Genomic DNA, 19,235 nt, shown 5'->3' with positions numbered 1-19,235 from the left:
GCCCGTGCAGCGGCCGCTGGGCTCCGTGCCGGGTCAGCCGGTGGCGCCCGAGGGCTGGTTCCGCGACGAGGCCCAGGCCGCGCCGCAGGCCCCGCCGCCCGCGCAGCAGCAGTGGGCGGCTCCGGCCGGCGCCGCGCCGTGGCCGGACGCCACGGGTGCGGGTGCCGGTGCCGGTGCCGCCGAGCAGACCGCCTATCTGCCGCCGGTGCAGCAGCAGCCCCATCCCCAGCAGCCCCAGCAGCCCCAGGGGCAGCAGCAGCCGGTGGTACCCGAGGGCTGGTTCCGTGACGAGGCCCCGCAGGCCCCGCAGGCCCCGGCGCCGGCCCGGTCCCACGGCCGGCACGCCGCGCCGTGGCAGCAGCAGGCCCCGGCGGCCGACGCCGCGGCCGAGACGGCGTACCTGCCTCCGGTACGGGAGCAGGCCGCTCCGCAGACGCCGTGGCCGGGTGGCCCGGGTGCCGGGGCCGACGCCGCGGCCGAGACGGCGTACCTGCCTCCGGTACGGGAGCAGGCCGCTCCGCAGACGCCGTGGCCGGGTGGCCCGGGGGTGGGGGCGGACGCCGCCGCCGAGACGGCGTACCTGCCGCCGGTACGCGACAGCGCCGCCGAGCAGACCGCGTACCTGCCCCCCGTCCAGGCGCAGGCGCAGCCGCAGGCCTGGGACACCGAGCGGACGGCCTACCTGCCGCCGGTGACGGAGGCCGCCGCCGAGCGGACGGCCTACCTGCCGCCCCAGCCGCCCGCCCCCGACGCGGCGGCGGAGCGGACGGCGTACCTGCCGCCCGTGCCGTCCGCCGCCGCGGCCCCGCAGGCCTCCGCCCCGGCCCCGGCCCCGGCCCCCGCTCCCGCGTCCGGGCCCGCCGGCCCCGACGCCGAGTACTCGCCGCCCACCCTCGGCGGGAACACCCTGCGCGCCGTCGACCCGGCCCAGGCCCGCGCCGAGGGCCGGTCGCCGATCATCGACCCCGGTCCGCAGTCGGCCATACTCACCGCCGCCCTCGGGCTGCTGCTGGCCGGCGCCGCCGCGTTCGGTTCGTACGCCCTGCTCCTGCCGCTGATCGCCCTCCAGGCCCTCACCGCGGCCGGCTGGTTCCGCCTCAACGGCATGTGGCCGGCCCGCCAGGGCATCGCCCTCGCCTTCGCCGGAGCCGTGGTCGCGGACGGCGCGGTGCTCGCGGTGGACGAGCCGTACGGCCCCGGCGCGATCATCGGCACCCTCGGGGCCTGGGTGCTGCTGACGCTGGTGCTCCAGCTGCGCAGCCACGCGGACCCCGACGAGCGGATGTACGGGCTCATGGCCTCGGTGGCCTCCGCCGCCCTGGCCATCGTGTGCGCCGGCTTCCTGGCCGCCGACGGGGAGGCGGTGAGCGTCGGCGCCGCCGCCGTCGCCGTCGCCGTGTTCGCGCGGGCCCTGCCGCTGCCGACCGTGCCCTCCGTGGGCGTCTCGCTGGCCGCCGCGGCCGGTGCGGGCATCGCGGTGGGCGGGCTGACCGGCATCGGGGCGGGCGGGGCGCTGCTCGGCCTGGCCGCCGGGGTCTGCGCGCTGGTGGGCCTGCGCGTGGCCGCGTACGACTACCCGTCGAAGTTCGTCCACATGACGGCCGGTGTCGCGCTGCCGCTGGCGGTGGCCGCGCCCGCCGTCTACCTGCTGGGCCGGGTGGTGGGCTGAGCTGACGGGGGCCCGACGGCGGACCATGGTCCACTAGAACGCACGTACCGATAAGTAGGGGGAGGGTCCGTTGCGTTTCCTGCGCTTCGTACTGATCGTCGGAGTGGTTCTGGGGGCCCTGTTCGTGGGCGCGGACCGCTGGGCGGTCGGCTATGCCGAGAACCGGCTCGCCGAACGCCTCCAGGCCCGTCAGGGGCTCGCGGGGAGCGTGGAGGTGAACATCCACGGCTTCCCGTTCCTGACCCAGGCGCTCAGCCACGACCTGGAGCGGGTGGACCTGAAGCTGAAGGGCGTCGACGCCGCCGCCGACGGCCGCAAGACCCGTCTGACGGAGCTCGACGCCAGCTTCCGAGAGGTGAAGCTGAACGGCAGCTACAGCGGCGGCACCGCCAAGCGGGCGGAGGGCTCCGCGCTGATCTCCTACGCGGACCTCACCGAGGCCTCCCAGAGCGGCGTGAACCTCACCTACGGCGGTGCGCCGGGCAAGGTGAAGGTGACCGCGACGGTGGAGTTCCTCGGTAAGCGCCTGACCCGTGACGTGGTGTCGACCGTCACCCTGGTGGACGCGAACGACGGGAAGAACGGGAAGGTCGTCCGGGTGCGCGCGGAATCCGTGCCGGGCGAGGGGATACCCGGCGTCGAGAGCGCGGTCCGCAAGCGGACCGACTTCGACCGCCGCATCGACGCGGGCCTGCCGTCCGGACTCGCCCTCACCGGGCTGACCTCGGACGCGGAGGGCGTACACGTCACGCTGAGCGGTACGGACGTGGTGCTGGCCGGATAGTGAGACGACGCGGTCCGACCTGCAGAAGGGCGGGCCGCACGAAGAGCCCCGGGGGCCGCGAGGCGGCCGTCCGGGGCTTTCTCATCCCGCCATGCGGACGATCCTGTCTCGAAATATGACACGCCGGTGACAGGGCGGCTGATTCGTCCCTACGATCCATGGCTATGAAGCATCAGCAGGCGGACCTCACGAAGCGGCGGGCAGTAGACCTGTGTCGCGTCGCCGCCATGCTCTGTCGCTCCATTTGAGTGGTGTGAGCCTTCCGCTCCACCGGCCGGACGACGGCCCTTCATCCGCGGCGTGACCGCCCCCGCTCCCCGCCTCCTGCCCCCTGTCGCCTCCCCGCGCAGGTCCCGAGCGCGCCACCCGGAACGGCACGTACGCACCAGCACCGCCCCGCAGCTGCACCAGCACCGCCCCGCCGCACACTGCCCCGGAGGAGAACATCATGAGCCGCAGCGACGTCCTCGTAGACGCCGACTGGGTCGAGGCCCACCTGAACGACGCCAATGTCGTCATCGTCGAGGTGGACGAGGACACGTCCGCGTACGACAAGAACCACATCACCAACGCCGTCCGGATCGACTGGAAGAGCGACCTCCAGGACCCGGTCCGCCGCGACTTCGTGGACCAGGAGGGCTTCGAGAAGCTCCTCTCCGCCAAGGGCATCTCCAACGACGACACGGTCGTCCTCTACGGCGGCAACAACAACTGGTTCGCGTCCTACGCCTACTGGTACTTCAAGCTCTACGGCCACCAGGACGTCCGCCTCCTCGACGGTGGCCGCAAGAAGTGGGAGCTCGACTCCCGCGACCTGGTCGACGGCAAGGACGTCCCGAACCGTCCGGCCACCCAGTACAAGGCCAAGCCGCAGGACACCTCGATCCGCGCCTTCCGCGACGACGTCCTGGCCGCGATCAACGTCCAGAACCTGGTCGACGTCCGCTCGCCCGACGAGTTCTCCGGCAAGCTGCTCGCCCCGGCGCACCTTCCGCAGGAGCAGTCGCAGCGCCCCGGCCACGTGCCGAGCGCCCGCAACATCCCGTGGTCGAAGAACGCCAACGACGACGGCACCTTCAAGTCCGACGACGAGCTGACCGCCCTGTACCAGGCGGAGGGCGTCGACCTCGACACGAAGGACACCATCGCCTACTGCCGCATCGGTGAGCGCTCCGCGCTCACGTGGTTCGTGCTGCACGAGCTCCTGGGCCAGGAGAACGTCAAGAACTACGACGGCTCCTGGACCGAGTACGGCTCGCTGGTCGGCGTGCCGATCGAGCTCGGCCCCAACAAGTAATCCCGCCGGCGGACCGGGCAGGCGACGCCCGGCGCCCCGTAGCAGCAGAACCTCTCTAGGACAGGACAGAGAACATGTGTGGAGCACAGATCGGCGGGCCCGACCTCGCGACGCTGAAGCCCGGTGAGACCGCGATCCAGGGCCAGGTGACCAAGGACGGCGAGCCCGTCAGCGGATACGTCCGCCTGCTGGACTCGACCGGCGAGTTCACCGCCGAGGTCCCGACCTCCGCGACCGGCCAGTTCCGCTTCTACGCGGCGACCGGCTCCTGGACGCTGCGCGCGCTCGTCCCGGGTGCCCAGGCCGACCGTGCCGTCGTGGTCGCCGAGGCCGGCGGCGTGACGGACGTCGCGATCGCGGTCTGAGCGACCGACAGCTGAACCGGCCGAAGGGCCGCACCCCCGGGGGTTGGACGCCACTGGACCGGGGTGCGGCCCTTCGTGCCGTCCACAGCCCTTGCCCCGGCGGGGGACGGCCCTACGCTGGAGATATGTACGCCCGGCGCCGACGCGCCTACTTCCTGCTGATGGGCGGATGCCTGTTCCTCTTCGTCTCCGCCTGGTCCTTCGTGCGCCTGTTCTCCGTGGAGGCGGCGGTGGCCCTGTGCGTGGTCGCCATGGTCATCCCCCCGATCGCCGCGATGGTCGCGAACCGCCGCGGCCCCGACGACCGCTGGTGGGACGACCCCTCCGGGGATCCGAAATCGGATGAATGGTGGGACGAACTGGACGGAAAGCGGCGCCACGAGGACTGAATCGGGCCTATATAAGACCGTAATAAAGATGCGTACAACTGCCTCCCGGACGAAGGTGTCTTCGGTGTGCGCGGGTAAATGAACCCGCCGCCTTCAGTCCTGTGGGGGGACTTCTTTGGAACACGAACAGACCGTTCCCGAGCTGCGGAAAGCGGCGGAGAACGGAGCGGAATCGGACACTCCCGAATTTCCGCCGGTAAATGTGGAAACCCCGGCGGACGCGGACGCGGCCGCCGATGCCGCCGTCCCGCCGCGCCCGGCCCGTCGCGCGGCCGCACCACGCTCCTGATCGCCGCCGCCCTCGTCCTCGGCGCCCTCGCCGGCACGGCCCTGTGCTTCCACGCCTCCGGGTTCGCCGACGTCTTCCAGGGCTGCAGTGCCGACATGAACCTGAACGGCGTCAACCGGATCGAGACGGACGACCTCTGGGGCAAGGCCCGGGTCGCCCAGGCGGCGCCGACCACCGACGACGTGACGGTCCTGGAGGAATCCGTCCCGTTCGGCGACGAGCAGATCAGGGCCGGCTGCGTGCAGTCGGGTGACGTCCAGGCCGTGATCCTGCAGAGCCGCAAGGGTGCGACCCCTGCCGTCCCCTTGCACCAGGCCGTGATCCTCCAGGGCCAGCTGCTCGGCTGACCACCCGGGCGCAGGGCCGGTACGGCCACCTCATAGGGTGTGCCGGTTCCCGGGCCAGTAGGCTTGGGGACCGGCCCGTACACCGCACCGAATCCTCCGAGGAGCACACCGTGCTTGAGGCAGTCTTCACCTCCCTGCTGGTCCTGGTCTGCGTCGGCGTCATGGCCTTCACCGGCCTGGCCGTCAAGAAGCTGTACCAGGGTCAGCGCTGAGCAGCAGCCGACCGGCCGACCGCCCCGGAACCCCTCCCACAGATCGCCTGAGCAGCCAACCATGATCCAGATCCCGTCCGACCTGAACCCGGGCCTCGTCCCCCTCGCCTTCCTCCTCGGCAACTGGGAAGGCGCCGGCGTCTTCGACTTCCCCGGTGAAGAGAAGTGCAACTTCGGCCAGGAAGTCGTCTTCAGCCACGACGGCCGGGACTTCCTGGAGTACACCTCCCACACCTGGGTCCTCGACGCCGAGGGCAACAAGGTGCGCCCGCTGGAGTCCGAGTCGGGCTACTGGCGCATCGACGCCGACCGCAAGGTCGAGATCGTCATGGTCCGCGACCAGGGCGTCGTCGAGGTCTGGTACGGCGAGCTCGCCGACCAGAAGCCGCAGATCGACGTGGTCACCGACGCGGTGGCCCGTACGGCCGCCTCCGGCCCGTACAGCGGCGGGAAGCGCCTCTACGGGTACGTGAAGAGCGACCTGATGTGGGTCGGCGAGAAGGCCACCCCCGAGGTCGAGCTGCGCCCCTACATGTCGGCCCAGCTCAAGAAGGTCGTCACCCCGGAGGAGATCGCCGACATGGCGCGCAACCTCCCGGAGCTCCCCGAGGACGGCATCGCCTTCTTCCGCTGAGCCCGCCGCGCACGCAGACGTGAGGAAGGGGACCGCGGCCCGGCCCACGGTCCCCTTCCCGCGCTTACACTGGCCGGGTGGCGACCACCGACTGGAAGACCGACCTGCGGCAGCGCGGCTACCGGCTGACACCGCAGCGCCAGCTCGTGCTCGAAGCCGTCGACGCCCTCGAACACGCCACCCCCGACGAGATCCTCGTCGAGGTGCGCAAGACCGCCTCCGGGGTCAACATCTCCACCGTCTACCGGACCCTGGAGCTGCTCGAAGAGCTGAAACTGGTCTCGCACGCCCACCTCGGGCACGGCGCCCCCACCTATCACCTCGCGGACCGGCACCACCACATCCACCTGGTCTGCCGCGACTGCAACGAGGTGATCGAGGCCGACCTCGACGTCGCCGCCGAGTTCACCGCGAAGCTCCGCGCCACCTTCGGCTTCGACACGGACATGAAGCACTTCGCGATCTTCGGCCGGTGCGCGAAGTGCGCCGCCCAGCGCCCTCGGTGACGGTGCCGGCGGGGTCGTAGGCTGGGTGCCATGACCAGCAGCCCCTTGCTCCACCTCAGCGGCGCCGTACCGGCCGAAGGCCGTGACGAGGGCGTCGCCGCCCACTACGGAGAGCTCTACGGCGAACAGCGCGCCCTCGCCGACGGCCGCGGCTTCGTCGACCTCTCGCACCGCGGGGTCGTCACCGTCACCGGACCGGACCGCCTCGCCTGGCTGCACCTGCTGCTCACCCAGCACGTCAGCGACCTCCCGGCCGGGCAGGCCACCGAGGCGCTGATCCTCTCCGCCAACGGGCACATCGAACACGCCCTCTACCTCGTCGACGACGGCGAGACCGTGTGGGCCCACGTCGAGCCCGGCACCCAGGAGGCGCTGATCGCCTACCTGGAGGCGATGAAGTTCTTCTACCGCGTCGAGGTCGCCGACCGCACCGACGCCTTCGCCGTCGTCCACCTCCCGGCCGGCTCCATCGCCGAGGTCCCCGCCGAGCACCGCGTGCGCGAGACCGCCCACGGCCGCGACGTGTTCCTCCCGCGCGAGGCGCTGGAGGACTTCGCCGCCGCGCACGGCCCCGCCGCCGGACTCCTCGCCTACGAGGCCCTGCGCGTGGAGGCCCACCGGCCGCGGCTCGGCCTGGAGACCGACCACCGCACCATCCCGCACGAGCTGGGCTGGCTCGGCACCGCCGTCCACCTCCAGAAGGGCTGCTACCGCGGCCAGGAGACGGTGGCCCGCGTCCACAACCTGGGGAAGCCCCCGCGCCGCCTGGTCTTCCTGCACCTGGACGGCTCCGAGGTGCTGCTCCCGCCGCACGGCGCGCCCGTACGGCTCGCGGCCGACGGTGAGGACGGCCGCCAGCTCGGCTTCGTCACCACCGCCGTGCGCCACCACGAGCTCGGGCCCATCGCCCTCGCGCTGGTCAAGCGGAACGTGCCGGTCGACGCCCCGCTGCTGGCCGGGAACACGGCCGCCGCGCAGGAGGTCGTCGTAGCGCCCTGACGGGCGCTGCTCACGGCCTCAGATGTCGATGACGATGGTGAACGGGCCGTGGTTGGTCAGCGAGACCCGCATGTCCGCGCCGAACCGGCCCGTCTCCACCGTCGCGCCCAGCGCCCGCAGCTGCGCCACCACCTCGTCGACCAGCGGCTCCGCCACCGGGCCGGGCGCGGCCGCGTTCCAGGTGGGGCGGCGGCCCTTGCGGGCGTCCCCGTAGAGCGTGAACTGGGAGATCACCAGCAGCGGCGCGCCGATGTCGCTGCAGGACTTCTCCGCCTCCAGGATCCGCACCGACCAGAGCTTGCGCGCCAGCAGCGCCGCCTTCTCCGGAGTGTCGTCGTGGGTCACCCCCACCAGCACGCACAAGCCCTCGCCGACGATCTCGCCCACCGTCTCGCCGGCCACCACGACGCTCGCGCCGTCCACCCTCTGCACCACTGCTCGCATACCACCTGTGTACCAGGCGTGCACCCGTCCGGGGCCGATCGGGTGGCGTGGGACTGCGTCCACACCACGCGGAGTGGCACCATGCACGCAGGCGGTGCCCCCAGCACCGGTCGAGGGGACGGACACGTTCACATGAATATTCCTGGTACCTCCGTACCTGCACCCGCAGCACCCGCAGTACCCGTGCCACAGGCCGCCGCACCGGCGGCCCGGCCACCCGCGCAGCGGACCGGCGACCCGGGGCCGACCACCCCCGCCACCGCGCTCGGCCTGCCCGAACTGCGCGCGCTGCGCCGCGACGCCCAGCGCGACGAGGCCGACCTGAGCTACGTGCGCAGACTCCTGCAGGGCCGCATCGACATCCTGCGCGCCGAGCTGGCCCGCCGTACGGACCCCGAGACGCCGGTGGTGGACCGGCTCTCGGAGATCCTCGCCGACGCCCCCTCCAGCCGCAGCGCCTCCGCCCGGCACGTCACGCTCGGCACCCCGCACAACGAGGAGTTCCGGCTGCTGGCGGCGGAGATGCTGTCCGAGGTCGAACTGTCGGACCTGGCCGCGCGCACGGACGCCGAACTGCACGACGCGATGGGCCGGCTGGTCGGGTACGAACAGCAGGTCTCGCGGCGCCGGCAGCAGCTCCAGCGCACGGCGGACGACTCCAGCGCGGAGATCACCCGCCGCTACCGGGAGGGCGAGGCACAGGTGGACGACCTGCTGGCGTAGCGGGCGGCGGCCCGTCCGCAGGCCCGCGGGCACCCCCGTCGGCGCACCCTTCGCCACAGCCTCCGGCAGACCCTCCGGCACACCTTTCGCCACCCTGTGTCCCACCAGCGGAAATTCGGGCGACCCGGCGCGGTGCGGCGGTTAGCGTGGCCGGTTATGAGTGCTGACGTCCGGCCGATCGCCGCATCCGAACTCCCTGACTGGCTGACCACCCTCAACACCGGATTCCTCACCCCGGCCACCCCGACCGAATCCGACGTGGCGCAGCGCGCCGCCCACAGTGACCTCGCCCGCATACAAGGCGGTTTCGACCCCGTCACCGGCCGCTGCGTGGCGACCTTCCGCTCCTTCGCCCAGGAGCTGACCGTGCCCGGCGGGGCCACCGTCCCGTGCAGCGCGGTCTCCAACGTCACCGTGCTGGCCACCCACCGCCGCCAGGGCGTGCTGACCCGCATGATGGCTGCCGAACTCGACGCCGCACAGGCCCGCGGCGACGTCCTGGCCACCCTGATCGCCGCCGAGTACCCGATCTACGGGCGCTACGGCTTCGGGCCCGCCGCCTCCCTCGCCGAGTGGGAGATCGACGTCGCGCGCACCGGACTGGACCGGCACCGGCCGCTGCCCGCCGACGGGAGCCGGATCGACCTCGTCGACGCCGCGGAGGCGCGCCGGGTGGGGCCCGCCCTGCACGAGCGGCTGCGCGCGGGCGCGCACGGCACGATCGGGCGGGACGACCGCTGGTGGGACCTGACGACCGGGATGGCGCAGATGTCCCACCGCCCCTACAAGCAGAAGATGTTCGCGGTGTACCGGACGGCGGACGGCGAGGTGGCCGGGCTGGCCGTCTACCGGGCCGACGACCACTGGACCGACGCGAAGGTCCCGCAGCAGACCCTGTTCGTCACGGACCTGATCGCCGCGACCCCTGCGGCGGAGCGGGCCCTGTGGCACTTCCTGTGCTCCATCGACTGGGTGCTGAAGGTCCGCACCGGCTACCGCGCCCCCGACAGCCTCGTGCCGGACCTGCTGCCCGACCCGCGCGCGGCCAGGCTGGTGACCGCCGCCGACTTCCTGTGGGTGCGCGTGCTGGACGTCGTACGGGCCCTGTCCGCGCGGACGTACGCCGTGCCCGGCACGCTCGTCCTGGAGGTCCTCGACCCGGACGGCCCGGCGGGCGGGCGCTACCGGCTCGACGCGGGCGCCGGCACCTGTGCCCGTACGGAGGAAGCCGTGGACCTGCGGCTCGACGTGTCCGCGCTGGGCGCCCTGTACCTCGGCGACACCTCGGCGGTGCGGCTGGCCGAGCTCGGCCGGGTGGCCGGGGAGCGGCCGGGCGCCGTGGAGCTGGCGGACGCCGTGTTCCGGACCGCGCGCAGGCCGTGGTGCCCGGACGTCTTCTGATCCGCCGCTCTGACACCATCGTGAGGAACCAGGAGAAGAGTGACGTGTTGACGATCGTGGAACGGCTGCGTGCGGCGGGCTGCGTCTTCGCCGAGGAGGAAGCGGACCTGCTGGTCGCGGCCGCCACCGACGACGGGCACCTGGCGGAGCTGGTGGCCCGCCGGGCGGGCGGTGAACCGCTGGAGCACGTCGTGGGCTGGGCGGAGTTCTGCGGGCTGCGCGTGGAGGTGGGCGCGGGAGCCTTCGTACCGCGCCGGCGCAGCGAGTTCCTGGCCGAGGAGGCGGTGGCGCTGGCCGGGCGCGGCGCGGTCGTGCTGGACCTGTGCTGCGGGGTCGGCGCCCTCGGGGCGGCGGTGGCCTCCCAGGTGCCGGGCGGGGTCGAGCTGCACGCGGCCGACATCGACCCGGCCGTGCTGGAGTACGCCCGGCGCAACGTGGCCCCGTACGGCGGCTCCGTCTGGGAGGGCGACCTGTACGGGGCGCTCCCGGCGGAGCTGCGCGGGCGGGTGGACGTCCTCGTGGTCAACGCCCCGTACGTGCCGACGGAGGAGATCGGGCTGATGCCGTCCGAGGCCCGCGACCACGAGCCGCTGGTCTCCCTGGACGGGGGCGCGGACGGCCTGGACGTGCACCGGCGGGTGGCCGCGGACGCCGTGCGGTGGCTGGCCCCGGGCGGCCGGCTGCTGATCGAGACCAGTGCCCGGCAGGCGCCGCTGACGGCGTCCGCCCTGACGTCGGGCGGGCTCGCGGTGCGGGCGGTCACCTCGGAGGAGCGGTACGCGACCGTGGTGATCGGGACGGCGCCGGCCGCGGGCTGACCGGGGGCCGGGGGCCGGGGGCCGGGGTCTCGGGCTTGGGGCCCGGGCCCGGGTCTCCGGCTCTCAGCGCACGCGTTCGGCGAGGAAGGCCTCCCAGGTCCGTTCCCCCACGAGGGCGCCGTCGCGGGAGAGGTTCACCCCGGCGCGGTAGGCGCGGCCGACCTTGCCGGGCATCCGCACCGGCAGCATCGGGCGGCGGCGGCCGTGGGCCCGGAGGTAGTCGCGGGTGAGGTCGCCCAGGCCGAGGACGTCGGGTCCGGCCAGGTCGGGGACGAGCCCGGCGGGCTCCCCGAGGGCCAGCTCGGCGAGCCGCTGCGCGACGTCGCGGGAGTCGACGGGCTGCCAGCGCAGACCGCCCGGCACCGGCACCACGGGCAGTCCGGCCAGCTTCCCGGCCACGGTGAACGCCAGCTCGTGGAACTGGGCGGCGCGCAGGACCGTCCACGGCAGCCCGGAGCCGGTGACGGCCCGTTCGGCCTCCAGCTTGGCCCGGAACCAGCCCAGGGGGACGGTGTCCGCGCCGATCACCGAGATCAGTACGAGGTGGCGCACACGGGCCGCCTTCGCGGCGCGCACCAGGTTCCGGGCGGCGACGTCGTCGCCCTTGGCCCCGCCCGCGAGGTGCAGGACGGTCTCCACGCCTTCCACGGCGGCGTCGACGCCCCGGTCCGCGACCAGGTCCCCGCTCGTGTACGTGACCCCGTCCGCGTCCTCGCGGGCCGTACGGGTCAGCACGCGCACGGGGTGTCCGGCGGCGCGCAGCAGGGGGACGACGAGGCTGCCGAGGGTGCCGGTGCCGCCGGTGACCAGCAGCGGGCCGTGGGATGCGTTCGTCTGCGCCATTCGGTTCATCTCCGATCGGTGGAGCGGGAGTTGGCCTCCCGGCTACAACCCCGTCCGGGTGAGCGGGGTCTACTGCACTGACCCGCAGTGAGGAAGGAATGTGACACGTGGACGGAAGTTCTTCCCCGACGCCCCCGCAGGCCCCGGCGGCGGCGCCCGAGGTGACGGCCTCGTTGGCCGAGCGTTTCGAGGAGCACCGCAGTCATCTCAGAGCGGTGTCCTACCGGATGCTCGGCTCGCTGAGCGAGGCCGACGACGCGGTCCAGGAGGCGTGGCTGCGGCTGGACCGGACCGACGCGAGCGGGATCGAGAACCTCGGCGGCTGGCTGACGACGGTGGTGTCGCGGGTCTGCCTGAACCTGCTGCGCTCGCGCGAGCAGCGTCGTGAGGACCCGATGGAGCGGGCGGAGACCCGGATCCCGGACCCGCTGATCGGTTCCGAGCGGCGGATCGACCCGGAGCAGGAGGTGCTGCTGGCCGACTCGGTCGGACTGGCGCTGATGGTGGTGATGGAGTCGCTGTCGCCGGCGGAGCGGCTGGCGCTCGTCCTGCACGACATGTTCGCGGTGCCGTTCGACGAGATCGCCCCGCTGATCGAGAAGACCTCCGCGGCGACCCGGCAGCTGGCCACCCGCGCCCGGCGCAAGGTGCAGGGGCAGGCCCCGGCGCCCGATCCGGACCTCGGGCGGCAGCGGGAGGCGGTGGACGCGTTCTTCGCCGCCGCGCGGGACGGCCGGTTCGAGGCGCTGGTGTCCGTACTCGACCCGGACGTGGTGCTGCGTTCCGACGGCGGCGTGGGCGGGGCCCTCACCGTCGTGCTCAACGGTGCGCGGACGGTGGCGGGCCAGGCGGTCACGTACGGCTCGCTCACCCCGTTCGTCCGCCCGGCGCTGATCAACGGCGCCGCGGGCGTCGTGGTGGTGCGCAAGGACCGGGCCGTGTCGGTGATGGCCTTCACCGTCGTGGGCGGGAAGATCGTCGCGATCGACGTCCTGTCCGACCCGGAGCGGCTGAAGTCGCTGGACCTGACGGCCCTGGACCCGCAAGGCTGAGGACGGGCCGCCGGCCGTCCCCGCCCTGGTCTCAGGCGATCAGGGCGAGGGCGGCGACGGCGGGGGCGGCGTAGATCATCGGGAAGACCGCGTGGGCGTAGGCGCGGGCCCGCAGGACGGTGATGACGGCGCCGGTGAAGTAGAGGATCAGGCCGATGGCGGCGGCGATCCCGATGGCCGGGACGGCGAAGCCGACGAGGAGGCCGACCGCCCCGGCGGCCTTGGCGGCGCCGAGCAGGTTCCAGATGCGGCGCGGGACGCCGTACTCCGCGAGGGGCTCGACCACGAACGTGGCGCGGAGGAAGACCGAGACCCCGGAGAATCCGGCCATGAAGGCGGCGACCAGGGTGACGACGGTGGCGGTGGTGGACATCGGGGGCTCCTTCGGGGCGGTGTCTCGTTCGTTCGACATCCCTTTGACCCGCGCCGCCGTACGGATGTGACAACTTCCCGGAACGAATGTCCGGCGGGTGCCGCCGGTGCCCGCCGGTGCCCGCCGGCCGGGGTCAGCGGTGGCGGCCGAGGACCTCGGCGACCCGGATGAACCCGTCCGTCCCGTGGCCCAGCCCGATGGCCCGCCGGGCCATCCCCTCGGCGGCGCGCATCACGCCCGCGTCGATGCCGTGCGCCTCCGAGGCGTGGACGATGTGGGCCATGCTCGACGCCCCCGAGGTGAGCGGGTTGCCCTCGCCGGAGAAGCCGCCGTCGTCGAAGTCCGCGGCGGTCTGCGCGAACAGCGGCGGCAGGATCGCGCCGATGCCCTGGGCGAAGGGGGCGAGTTCCCGCGCGGTGATGCCCTCGGCCCGCGCGAGCGCCACGGCGTGCGCGTAGCCCGCCATGGCCGTCCAGAAGACGTCGAGCAGGGCGATGTCGTAGGCCGCGGCCCGGCCGATGTCCTCGCCGAGGTGGGTGTGGGTGCCGCCCAGTGCCTCCAGCAGGGGGCGGTGTTCCCGGTAGAGGTCCTCCGGGCCGCTGTGGAGGTAGACCGAGGCGGCGGTGCCGATGGTGGTGGTCGGGGTCATGATCGCGCCGTCCAGGTAGCGGATGCCGTGGCGGTCCGCCCAGGCGCCCGTCTCCCGGGCCCGTTCGGGGGTGTCGGCGCTGAGGTTCACGAGGGTGCGCCCCTTGAGGGCGCGGGCGACGGCCGCGGCCCGCAGGACGGCGTCGGCCGCGTCGTAGTTCACCACGCAGATGACGGTCAGCCCGCTCGCGGCGACGGCCTCCTCGGCCGAGGCGGCGCCCACGGCCCCGCGTTCGACCAGCTCGTGGTCCCGGCCCGGGGTCCGGTTCCAGACGGTGACGGACAGGCCGGCGTCCAGGAAGGCGCGGGCCAGGGACCGGCCCATCGGGCCCAGGCCGAGCACGGTGACGGCAGACTGCATGGTGGAACTCCTTCTGGAGCAACGGGAATCGACGGCTGTGAGGGGTGGAGATGACGCGGAGCCGGGCCTTGGACCCGAACGTCTGCGGGGTGACGGCGGCGATCGCCGTGATCGACGGCAAGTGGAAGACCGCGCTGCTGTGGCTGCTGGAATCCGGTCCGCGACGGCCCGGCGAACTGCGCCGGCTGCTGCCGGGGCTGACCGAGAAGGTGCTGACCCAGGCGCTGCGCGAGATGGAGACGGACGGCCTGGTGCACCGGGAGGTGCACGACGTGCTGCCGCTGAAGACCGAGTACTCCCTGACGGGGTTCGGCCGCGAACTCTCCGAGGCACTGGCCCCGGTCTCCGACTGGGGCCACCGCCGCCTGGAGCGCCTCACCACGGCCCCCGAGGGCCGCCCGGCCTCCTAGGTCCTGTCCGATGGGTCGTGTGGGCTGATCAGGGCAGTGGCCTAGGGTTCGTTGGGATGAAGGGGGCTGTATGTCACGCGATGCCGGCGAAGCAGGGGCGGGGATGAAGGGGGTCACGTTTCCTGCCTGGCACGGAAAGCACTACGTGACCCTGGCTGAGCTGGTGGTTCGTCTTGGGAGCTTCGGCCTGGACCTGACGTGGCGGGTCGAGTTCGACGAGATTGTCGATCCTCGCTGTGTCGAGATGGAGAAGAGGTCAGCCGACGCTGGCATGGATACGTTGACGCTGTTGTCGTTGACGACCCCCTTCCTCCAGTTGATCGACGCCGAAGCCCGTGGGTTCGCCGGGGACGAGGTGGTGGTCGTCCTGACCGAGTTCGACAGCTCTTTGTGGGACGTCAGGGCTGTCGACGAGCGCGTACTCAGCGAACTTCGCTACCACTACCCGGGTGCCAAGAACCTCTGAGCCGGAGCCCTTCACTCAGGACGGAGCCATAGGCGGATCGCGGCCACGGTGACCGTTCCGTGGAAGACGTACGCCCGCTTGTCGAAGCGCGTAGCGACGGCGCGGAAGTTCTTGAGCCGATTTATGGTCCGCTCGACCTCGTTGCGTCGACGGTAGATCGCCTTGTCGAACCCTGCGGGTCGGCCGCCTTGGCTGCCGCGGCGCTGACGATTGGCCCGCTGGTCTCTCGGCTCGGGGATCGTGTGCTTGATCTGGCGTCTGCGCAGGTGACGCCGGTTACGGCGTGACGAGTACGCCTTATCGCCCCCGACATGGTCGGGCCGGGTGCGCGGTCGTCCACCAGCCTGCCGGGGCACGCGGATCTCTTCCAGAACGGGAATCATCTGTGGTGCGTCTCCCCACTGGCCGGGCGTGATGACGAACCCGAGCGGGCGACGCCCGCCCTCTCCGGCAAGGTGGATCTTGCTTGTGAGCCCGCCTCGCGAGCGTCCCAGGGCCTCATCGGATCGGTGGCGCGCCGGGCCCTTGCGCCGGCCCGGGATCCTCGGGGCGCGGGTGGAGGCACCAGCCGCGTGCTGATGAGCGCGGCAGGTCGTGGAGTCGACGCTGACCATGCTCCAGTCGATCCGGCCCTCGGCATCGGCGTCGGCCTGGACGGCCCGCAGGATTCTGTCCCACGTGCCGTCCGCCGACCACCTTCGATGACGGTCGTGAACCGTCTTCCAGCTACCGAAGCAGGTAGGCAGGTCCCTCCAGGGGAGACCGGTCCGCTGCCGGAACAGAATCCCGTTGATCACACGACGGTGGCATTGCCAGCGTCCACCCCGCCCGCGATTCGTCGGCAAGTGCGGCTCCAGCCGAGCCCACTCCTCATCCGAAAGATCTCCCCGCCCCATGTCTCACGGAACGAGTTCCCAGCGGGAGCGTCACTCGACCCATCGGACAGGACCTAGTCCCGCCTCCTCACGACCTCCGGCCCGGCCACCCGGGACAAGCCTCACCCGGACGCCGGACCCGGCCAAGTACCCACAAAAAAGTGGGTGCCGGGGGACGGGGCGCGGGGGTGCTGGGAGTTATTGCAAGCATCCGCTTGCAATAGTTAGCAAGGTCCGGCAGGATCGGCGTATGGCATCGCTCAACGTCGGAAACCTCGGCGAATACCTCCGCGAGCAGCGGCGGCAGGCCCAGCTTTCGCTGCGGCAGCTCGCCGACGCCGCAGGGGTGTCGAATCCGTACCTGAGCCAGATCGAGCGCGGGCTGCGCAAGCCGAGCGCGGACATCCTCCAGCAGCTGGCCAAGGCGCTGCGGATCTCCGCGGAGACGCTGTACGTGCAGGCCGGGATCCTCGACGAGCGGGACCGGGACGAGGTGGAGACGCGGGCCGTCATCCTCTCCGACCCGTCGATCAACGAGCGGCAGAAGCAGGTGCTGCTCCAGATCTACGACGCGTTCCGCAGGGAGAACGCCCTGGAGGAGGAGGATGGGGCCGCTACGGACGGCTCCGCTCCCGCTCCGGGTCCCGATCCCGCTCCGGGCAAGGGCTCCGGCGCCGACTCCGACACCACCGCGGTGCCCCCTACGAACTGACTGTGATCCGGGAGGACCAGCACATGGCCATCGCCGATGACCTGAAGAAGACCCTCACCGACCCCACCCCCCTCTACTTCGCCGCCGGTACCGCCGACCTCGCCGTCCAGCAGGCGAAGAAGGTGCCCGGCATCATCGAGCAGCTGCGCGCCGAGGCCCCCGCGCGCATCGAGGCCGTGAAGAACGCGGACACCAAGGCCGTGCAGGAGAAGGCCAAGGTCGCCCAGGAGGCGGTCACCGCGAAGTTCAACGAGGTCCTCGGCGCGATCGACCCGAAGAAGCTGGGCGAGACCGCCCAGGACCTGGCGCTGCGCGGCGTCGGCGTGGCCGCCGAGTACGCCGTACGGGCCAAGGAGACCTACGACAAGGTCGCCGAGCACGGCGAGCAGGCCGTGCGGTCCTGGCGCGGCGAGGTCGCCGACGAGATCGTCGACATCGCCGGGGCCGTGGAGCCCGAGGCATCCGAGCCGCAGGCCGCGACGGACGCCGAGCCCGCCGCCGAGCCCGCCGAGGCCTCCGCCGGGGCCGAGGAGAAGCCCGCCGGGCGGAAGACCACCGCGCGCCGCGGGACGTCCGGCCCGGGCAAGAAGGCCGCCGCCGCTTCCGGCGGCGAGAGCTGATCGACGCACGGCGGACCGGGCACCCGAGCGGTGCCCGGTTCGTTGTCGTTTGGGAAAGGGACTCCGGCGGTAGCGTGGAGTCAGGTGTGCCCGAGGTGAGAAGGCGGTCCGGACGATGCTGATGCAGGGGTTCAACAACGGGGTGCTCCCGTTGCTCGGCTACGCCATGCTGGCGCTCGCCGTCGTGGCCTTCGTTTTCGCGGTGACGGCGCGCGAGGACGCGTACCGGGCCGCCGAGAAGCAGACCAAGACGTTCTGGAGCGTGCTCCTGGGCGTCGCGGTCCTGGTCGACTTCTTCCTCGGGATGCTGTTCCTGCAGATCGCCGGCCTGGTGGCGAGCATCGTGTTCATGGTCGACGTGCGCCCCGCCCTCAAGCAGGTCTCCGGTGGCGGCCGCCGCCGGGGCGGCGGCAGCAGCAGCGACGGACCGTACGGCCCGTACAACGGCGGCCGCTAGGTACCGGCGGGTGCCGGCGGGACGGATCAGCCCGCCGCGCGGGAGAGCAGGACCACCGCCACGTCGTCGGTGAGCTCGCCGCCGTTGAGACGGCGGGCCTCGGTGACGGAGGCCTCCAGGAGGCCCTCGCCGCTCAGGCCGCGCTCCAGGTGACGGTTGATCATCTCGACCATTCCGTCCTGGCCGAGCCGTTCGCGGCCGTCGCCGATCCGGCCCTCGATGAGGCCGTCGGTGTAGAGCATCAGGCTCCAGGTGCCGCCCAGGTCGACCTGGCGGCGGGGCCAGCGGGCCCGGGGCAGCAGTCCCAGCGCCGGTCCGCTGTTCTCGTACGGGAGCAGCTGCGCGCGGCGGCCCGGCCTCGATATGAGCGGGGCCGGATGGCCGGCCAGGCACAGGCCCGCACGGCGGCCGTCGGGGGAGATGTCCACGGTGCACAGCGTCGCGAAGATCTCCTCGCAGGGCCGCTCCACCTCCAGGACCTCCTGGAGGGTGGCCAGCAGGTCGTCGCCGCACAGCCCGGCCAGGGTCAGCGCGCGCCAGGCGATGCGCAGCTCGACGCCGAGGGCGGCCTCGTCGGGGCCGTGGCCGCAGACGTCGCCGATCATGGCGTGGACGGTGCCGTCGGGGGTGCGGACGGCGTCGTAGAAGTCCCCGCCGAGCAGGGCCCGGCTGCGGCCGGGCCGGTAGCGGGCGGCGAAGCGGAGGTCGGAGCCGTCCAGCAGGGGGGTGGGGAGCAGGCCGCGTTCGAGGCGGGCGTTCTCCTGGGCGCGCAGTTTCGATTCTGCGAGCTTGTACTGGGCGGTGTCCGCCCGCTTTCTCTCCACGGCGTAGCGGATGGCGCGGCTCAGGAGCCGGCCGTCGAGCTCGTCGCGGAAGAGGAAGTCCTGGGCGCCGACGTGGACCGCCGCGGCGGCGCGGTCGGCGTCCGCCTCGGAGGTCAGGACGAGGACCGCGTGCCGTGGGGCGATGCGCAGGACCTGGCGCAGGACGGTGAGGCCGTCGTCTTCGGAGCCACCGGCCGGGCCGGTGGCCGGGCCGGACGGGGTCAGGCCCAGGTCCAGCAGGACGCAGTGCACGTCGGGCGTGAGCAGGCGCGCGGCCTCGGTGAGGTTGCGGGCGCTGCGCAGGCGGATGCGGTGGCCGTCGGCGTCGAGGATCTCGGGGACGGTGAGTCCGCCCGCCGGGTCGTCCTCTATCACCAGCAGGGTGAGTGAGGCCGGGGGTGCGGTGGCGGTGACCGGCGGCTCGGCCGCCGCACCGCTCTCCGCGACCGGGATCTCCCTCTGCCGCGGTACGGGTACGGGTACGGCCATCGTTTCCGGTTCCTTCCCTCCCCCCGAGGGTGCGCTCATGCGCAGACCCTAGCGGGCGGGTGGCGGCGAGCGGAATGGCGATCGGGGCGGGGGTGCGGGAGGGCCTCCGTCATATGCCCTTATCACGGGGGATGACCGGGTTGGCGGGATGACCAACGTCACCACCCGCCGTCCGCCCACCGAGACCCCGCGGCGCCCCGCCGGGTCGGTCCCGGCGGGTGGGGCCGG

General features: G+C 72.7%; 25 protein-coding genes. 19 read left to right on the top strand and 6 right to left on the bottom strand.

Going from position 1 to position 19,235, the window contains the following annotated elements; all coding sequences use genetic code 11:
• The first annotated feature begins 400 nt into the window (after positions 1–400).
• The 10 genes from SLAV_RS17735 (at position 401) to ygfZ (ending at position 7,491) form a co-directional block, all read left to right on the top strand.
• Positions 401–1,669: a hypothetical protein gene (locus tag SLAV_RS17735; protein WP_063760319.1), complete on the top strand. Its 1,269-nt coding sequence runs from the start codon at positions 401–403 to the stop codon at positions 1,667–1,669.
• A gap of 70 nt (positions 1,670–1,739) precedes the next feature.
• Complete coding sequence (locus SLAV_RS17730) at positions 1,740–2,453, top strand: LmeA family phospholipid-binding protein (protein WP_030232275.1); 714 nt, start codon at positions 1,740–1,742, stop codon at positions 2,451–2,453.
• Between the two features lie 158 nt (positions 2,454–2,611).
• The gene (locus tag SLAV_RS43665) at positions 2,612–2,701 is read left to right on the top strand and encodes an Ms5788A family Cys-rich leader peptide (RefSeq protein ID WP_351033174.1); all 90 of its coding nucleotides are present in this window, start codon (positions 2,612–2,614) and stop codon (positions 2,699–2,701) included.
• Between the two features lie 200 nt (positions 2,702–2,901).
• A complete protein-coding gene (locus tag SLAV_RS17725) occupies positions 2,902–3,750 on the top strand; it encodes a sulfurtransferase (RefSeq protein WP_030232284.1) in 849 nt (282 codons plus the stop codon).
• 74 nt (positions 3,751–3,824) lie between these two features.
• The gene (locus tag SLAV_RS17720; RefSeq protein ID WP_030030422.1) at positions 3,825–4,115 is read left to right on the top strand and encodes a DUF1416 domain-containing protein; all 291 of its coding nucleotides are present in this window, start codon (positions 3,825–3,827) and stop codon (positions 4,113–4,115) included.
• Positions 4,116–4,168: 53 nt separating this feature from the next.
• On the top strand, positions 4,169–4,504 hold the full coding sequence (locus SLAV_RS17715; protein WP_078950409.1) for a DUF3099 domain-containing protein: 336 nt from the start codon (positions 4,169–4,171) through the stop codon (positions 4,502–4,504).
• Positions 4,505–4,888: 384 nt separating this feature from the next.
• Positions 4,889–5,140, top strand: coding sequence for a hypothetical protein (locus SLAV_RS17710; RefSeq protein WP_030232299.1), 252 nt, complete (start codon positions 4,889–4,891; stop codon positions 5,138–5,140).
• 273 nt (positions 5,141–5,413) lie between these two features.
• Complete coding sequence (locus tag SLAV_RS17705; RefSeq protein WP_030232302.1) at positions 5,414–5,986, top strand: heme-binding beta-barrel domain-containing protein; 573 nt, start codon at positions 5,414–5,416, stop codon at positions 5,984–5,986.
• A gap of 77 nt (positions 5,987–6,063) precedes the next feature.
• Positions 6,064–6,492 (top strand): Fur family transcriptional regulator, encoded by a 429-nt coding sequence (locus tag SLAV_RS17700; protein WP_030232304.1) that lies wholly within the window; start codon positions 6,064–6,066, stop codon positions 6,490–6,492.
• Between the two features lie 30 nt (positions 6,493–6,522).
• A complete protein-coding gene (gene ygfZ / locus SLAV_RS17695; protein ID WP_030232306.1) occupies positions 6,523–7,491 on the top strand; it encodes a CAF17-like 4Fe-4S cluster assembly/insertion protein YgfZ in 969 nt (322 codons plus the stop codon).
• A gap of 18 nt (positions 7,492–7,509) precedes the next feature.
• On the opposite strand, the gene dtd is transcribed toward ygfZ, so the two are convergent.
• Positions 7,510–7,935, bottom strand: coding sequence for a D-aminoacyl-tRNA deacylase (gene dtd, locus SLAV_RS17690; protein ID WP_030232309.1), 426 nt, complete (start codon positions 7,933–7,935; stop codon positions 7,510–7,512).
• Between the two features lie 132 nt (positions 7,936–8,067).
• Here dtd and SLAV_RS17685 point away from each other — a divergent pair, with 132 nt between their 5' ends.
• The 3 genes from SLAV_RS17685 (at position 8,068) to SLAV_RS17675 (ending at position 10,877) form a co-directional block, all read left to right on the top strand.
• A complete protein-coding gene (locus SLAV_RS17685) occupies positions 8,068–8,658 on the top strand; it encodes an RsiG family protein (protein ID WP_030232312.1) in 591 nt (196 codons plus the stop codon).
• Between the two features lie 156 nt (positions 8,659–8,814).
• Positions 8,815–10,059 (top strand): GNAT family N-acetyltransferase, encoded by a 1,245-nt coding sequence (locus tag SLAV_RS17680; protein ID WP_030232314.1) that lies wholly within the window; start codon positions 8,815–8,817, stop codon positions 10,057–10,059.
• A 47-nt stretch (positions 10,060–10,106) separates the two neighbouring features.
• The gene (locus tag SLAV_RS17675; protein WP_051841084.1) at positions 10,107–10,877 is read left to right on the top strand and encodes a putative protein N(5)-glutamine methyltransferase; all 771 of its coding nucleotides are present in this window, start codon (positions 10,107–10,109) and stop codon (positions 10,875–10,877) included.
• A 63-nt stretch (positions 10,878–10,940) separates the two neighbouring features.
• Here the strand turns inward: SLAV_RS17675 and SLAV_RS17670 are convergent, their stop codons facing one another.
• Positions 10,941–11,720 carry an SDR family oxidoreductase gene (locus tag SLAV_RS17670; RefSeq protein ID WP_030232321.1) on the bottom strand — a complete coding sequence of 260 codons (780 nt, stop codon included), beginning with the start codon at positions 11,718–11,720 and terminating at the stop codon, positions 10,941–10,943.
• Positions 11,721–11,881: 161 nt separating this feature from the next.
• On the opposite strand from SLAV_RS17670, the gene SLAV_RS17665 reads away from it, so the two are divergent.
• Positions 11,882–12,772: a sigma-70 family RNA polymerase sigma factor gene (locus SLAV_RS17665; protein WP_030232324.1), complete on the top strand. Its 891-nt coding sequence runs from the start codon at positions 11,882–11,884 to the stop codon at positions 12,770–12,772.
• A 31-nt stretch (positions 12,773–12,803) separates the two neighbouring features.
• On the opposite strand, the gene SLAV_RS17660 is transcribed toward SLAV_RS17665, so the two are convergent.
• Together SLAV_RS17660 and SLAV_RS17655 are read right to left on the bottom strand one after the other, a co-directional pair.
• On the bottom strand, positions 12,804–13,145 hold the full coding sequence (locus SLAV_RS17660; protein ID WP_030232327.1) for a DoxX family protein: 342 nt from the start codon (positions 13,143–13,145) through the stop codon (positions 12,804–12,806).
• Between the two features lie 133 nt (positions 13,146–13,278).
• Positions 13,279–14,154, bottom strand: coding sequence for an NAD(P)-dependent oxidoreductase (locus tag SLAV_RS17655; RefSeq protein ID WP_030232330.1), 876 nt, complete (start codon positions 14,152–14,154; stop codon positions 13,279–13,281).
• Positions 14,155–14,204: 50 nt separating this feature from the next.
• Here SLAV_RS17655 and SLAV_RS17650 point away from each other — a divergent pair, with 50 nt between their 5' ends.
• Both SLAV_RS17650 and SLAV_RS17645 read left to right on the top strand, forming a co-directional pair.
• Positions 14,205–14,564, top strand: a complete 360-nt coding sequence (locus tag SLAV_RS17650) for a winged helix-turn-helix transcriptional regulator (protein ID WP_030232333.1) — start codon at positions 14,205–14,207, stop codon at positions 14,562–14,564.
• A 70-nt stretch (positions 14,565–14,634) separates the two neighbouring features.
• A complete protein-coding gene (locus SLAV_RS17645) occupies positions 14,635–15,030 on the top strand; it encodes a hypothetical protein (RefSeq protein WP_234333685.1) in 396 nt (131 codons plus the stop codon).
• Between the two features lie 11 nt (positions 15,031–15,041).
• Here the strand turns inward: SLAV_RS17645 and SLAV_RS17640 are convergent, their stop codons facing one another.
• Positions 15,042–15,926: an IS5 family transposase gene (locus SLAV_RS17640; RefSeq protein WP_030232338.1), complete on the bottom strand. Its 885-nt coding sequence runs from the start codon at positions 15,924–15,926 to the stop codon at positions 15,042–15,044.
• 229 nt (positions 15,927–16,155) lie between these two features.
• On the opposite strand from SLAV_RS17640, the gene SLAV_RS17635 reads away from it, so the two are divergent.
• The 3 genes from SLAV_RS17635 to SLAV_RS17625 all read left to right on the top strand — a co-directional run bounded on the left by SLAV_RS17635 (position 16,156) and on the right by SLAV_RS17625 (position 17,694).
• On the top strand, positions 16,156–16,617 hold the full coding sequence (locus tag SLAV_RS17635; protein WP_037687633.1) for a helix-turn-helix domain-containing protein: 462 nt from the start codon (positions 16,156–16,158) through the stop codon (positions 16,615–16,617).
• A gap of 23 nt (positions 16,618–16,640) precedes the next feature.
• Positions 16,641–17,237, top strand: coding sequence for a hypothetical protein (locus SLAV_RS17630; RefSeq protein WP_030232343.1), 597 nt, complete (start codon positions 16,641–16,643; stop codon positions 17,235–17,237).
• Positions 17,238–17,352: 115 nt separating this feature from the next.
• Complete coding sequence (locus SLAV_RS17625) at positions 17,353–17,694, top strand: DUF2516 family protein (RefSeq protein ID WP_030232346.1); 342 nt, start codon at positions 17,353–17,355, stop codon at positions 17,692–17,694.
• A gap of 26 nt (positions 17,695–17,720) precedes the next feature.
• On the opposite strand, the gene SLAV_RS17620 is transcribed toward SLAV_RS17625, so the two are convergent.
• Positions 17,721–19,007, bottom strand: a complete 1,287-nt coding sequence (locus tag SLAV_RS17620; protein ID WP_030232349.1) for a PP2C family protein-serine/threonine phosphatase — start codon at positions 19,005–19,007, stop codon at positions 17,721–17,723.
• Between the last annotated feature and the right edge of the window lie 228 nt (positions 19,008–19,235).

Source organism: Streptomyces lavendulae subsp. lavendulae (assembly GCF_002803845.1).
Taxonomy (GTDB): domain Bacteria; phylum Actinomycetota; class Actinomycetes; order Streptomycetales; family Streptomycetaceae; genus Streptomyces; species Streptomyces lavendulae.
Note: the sequence above shows the minus strand (reverse complement) of the source record. Positions and strands in the feature narration are given on the sequence as shown.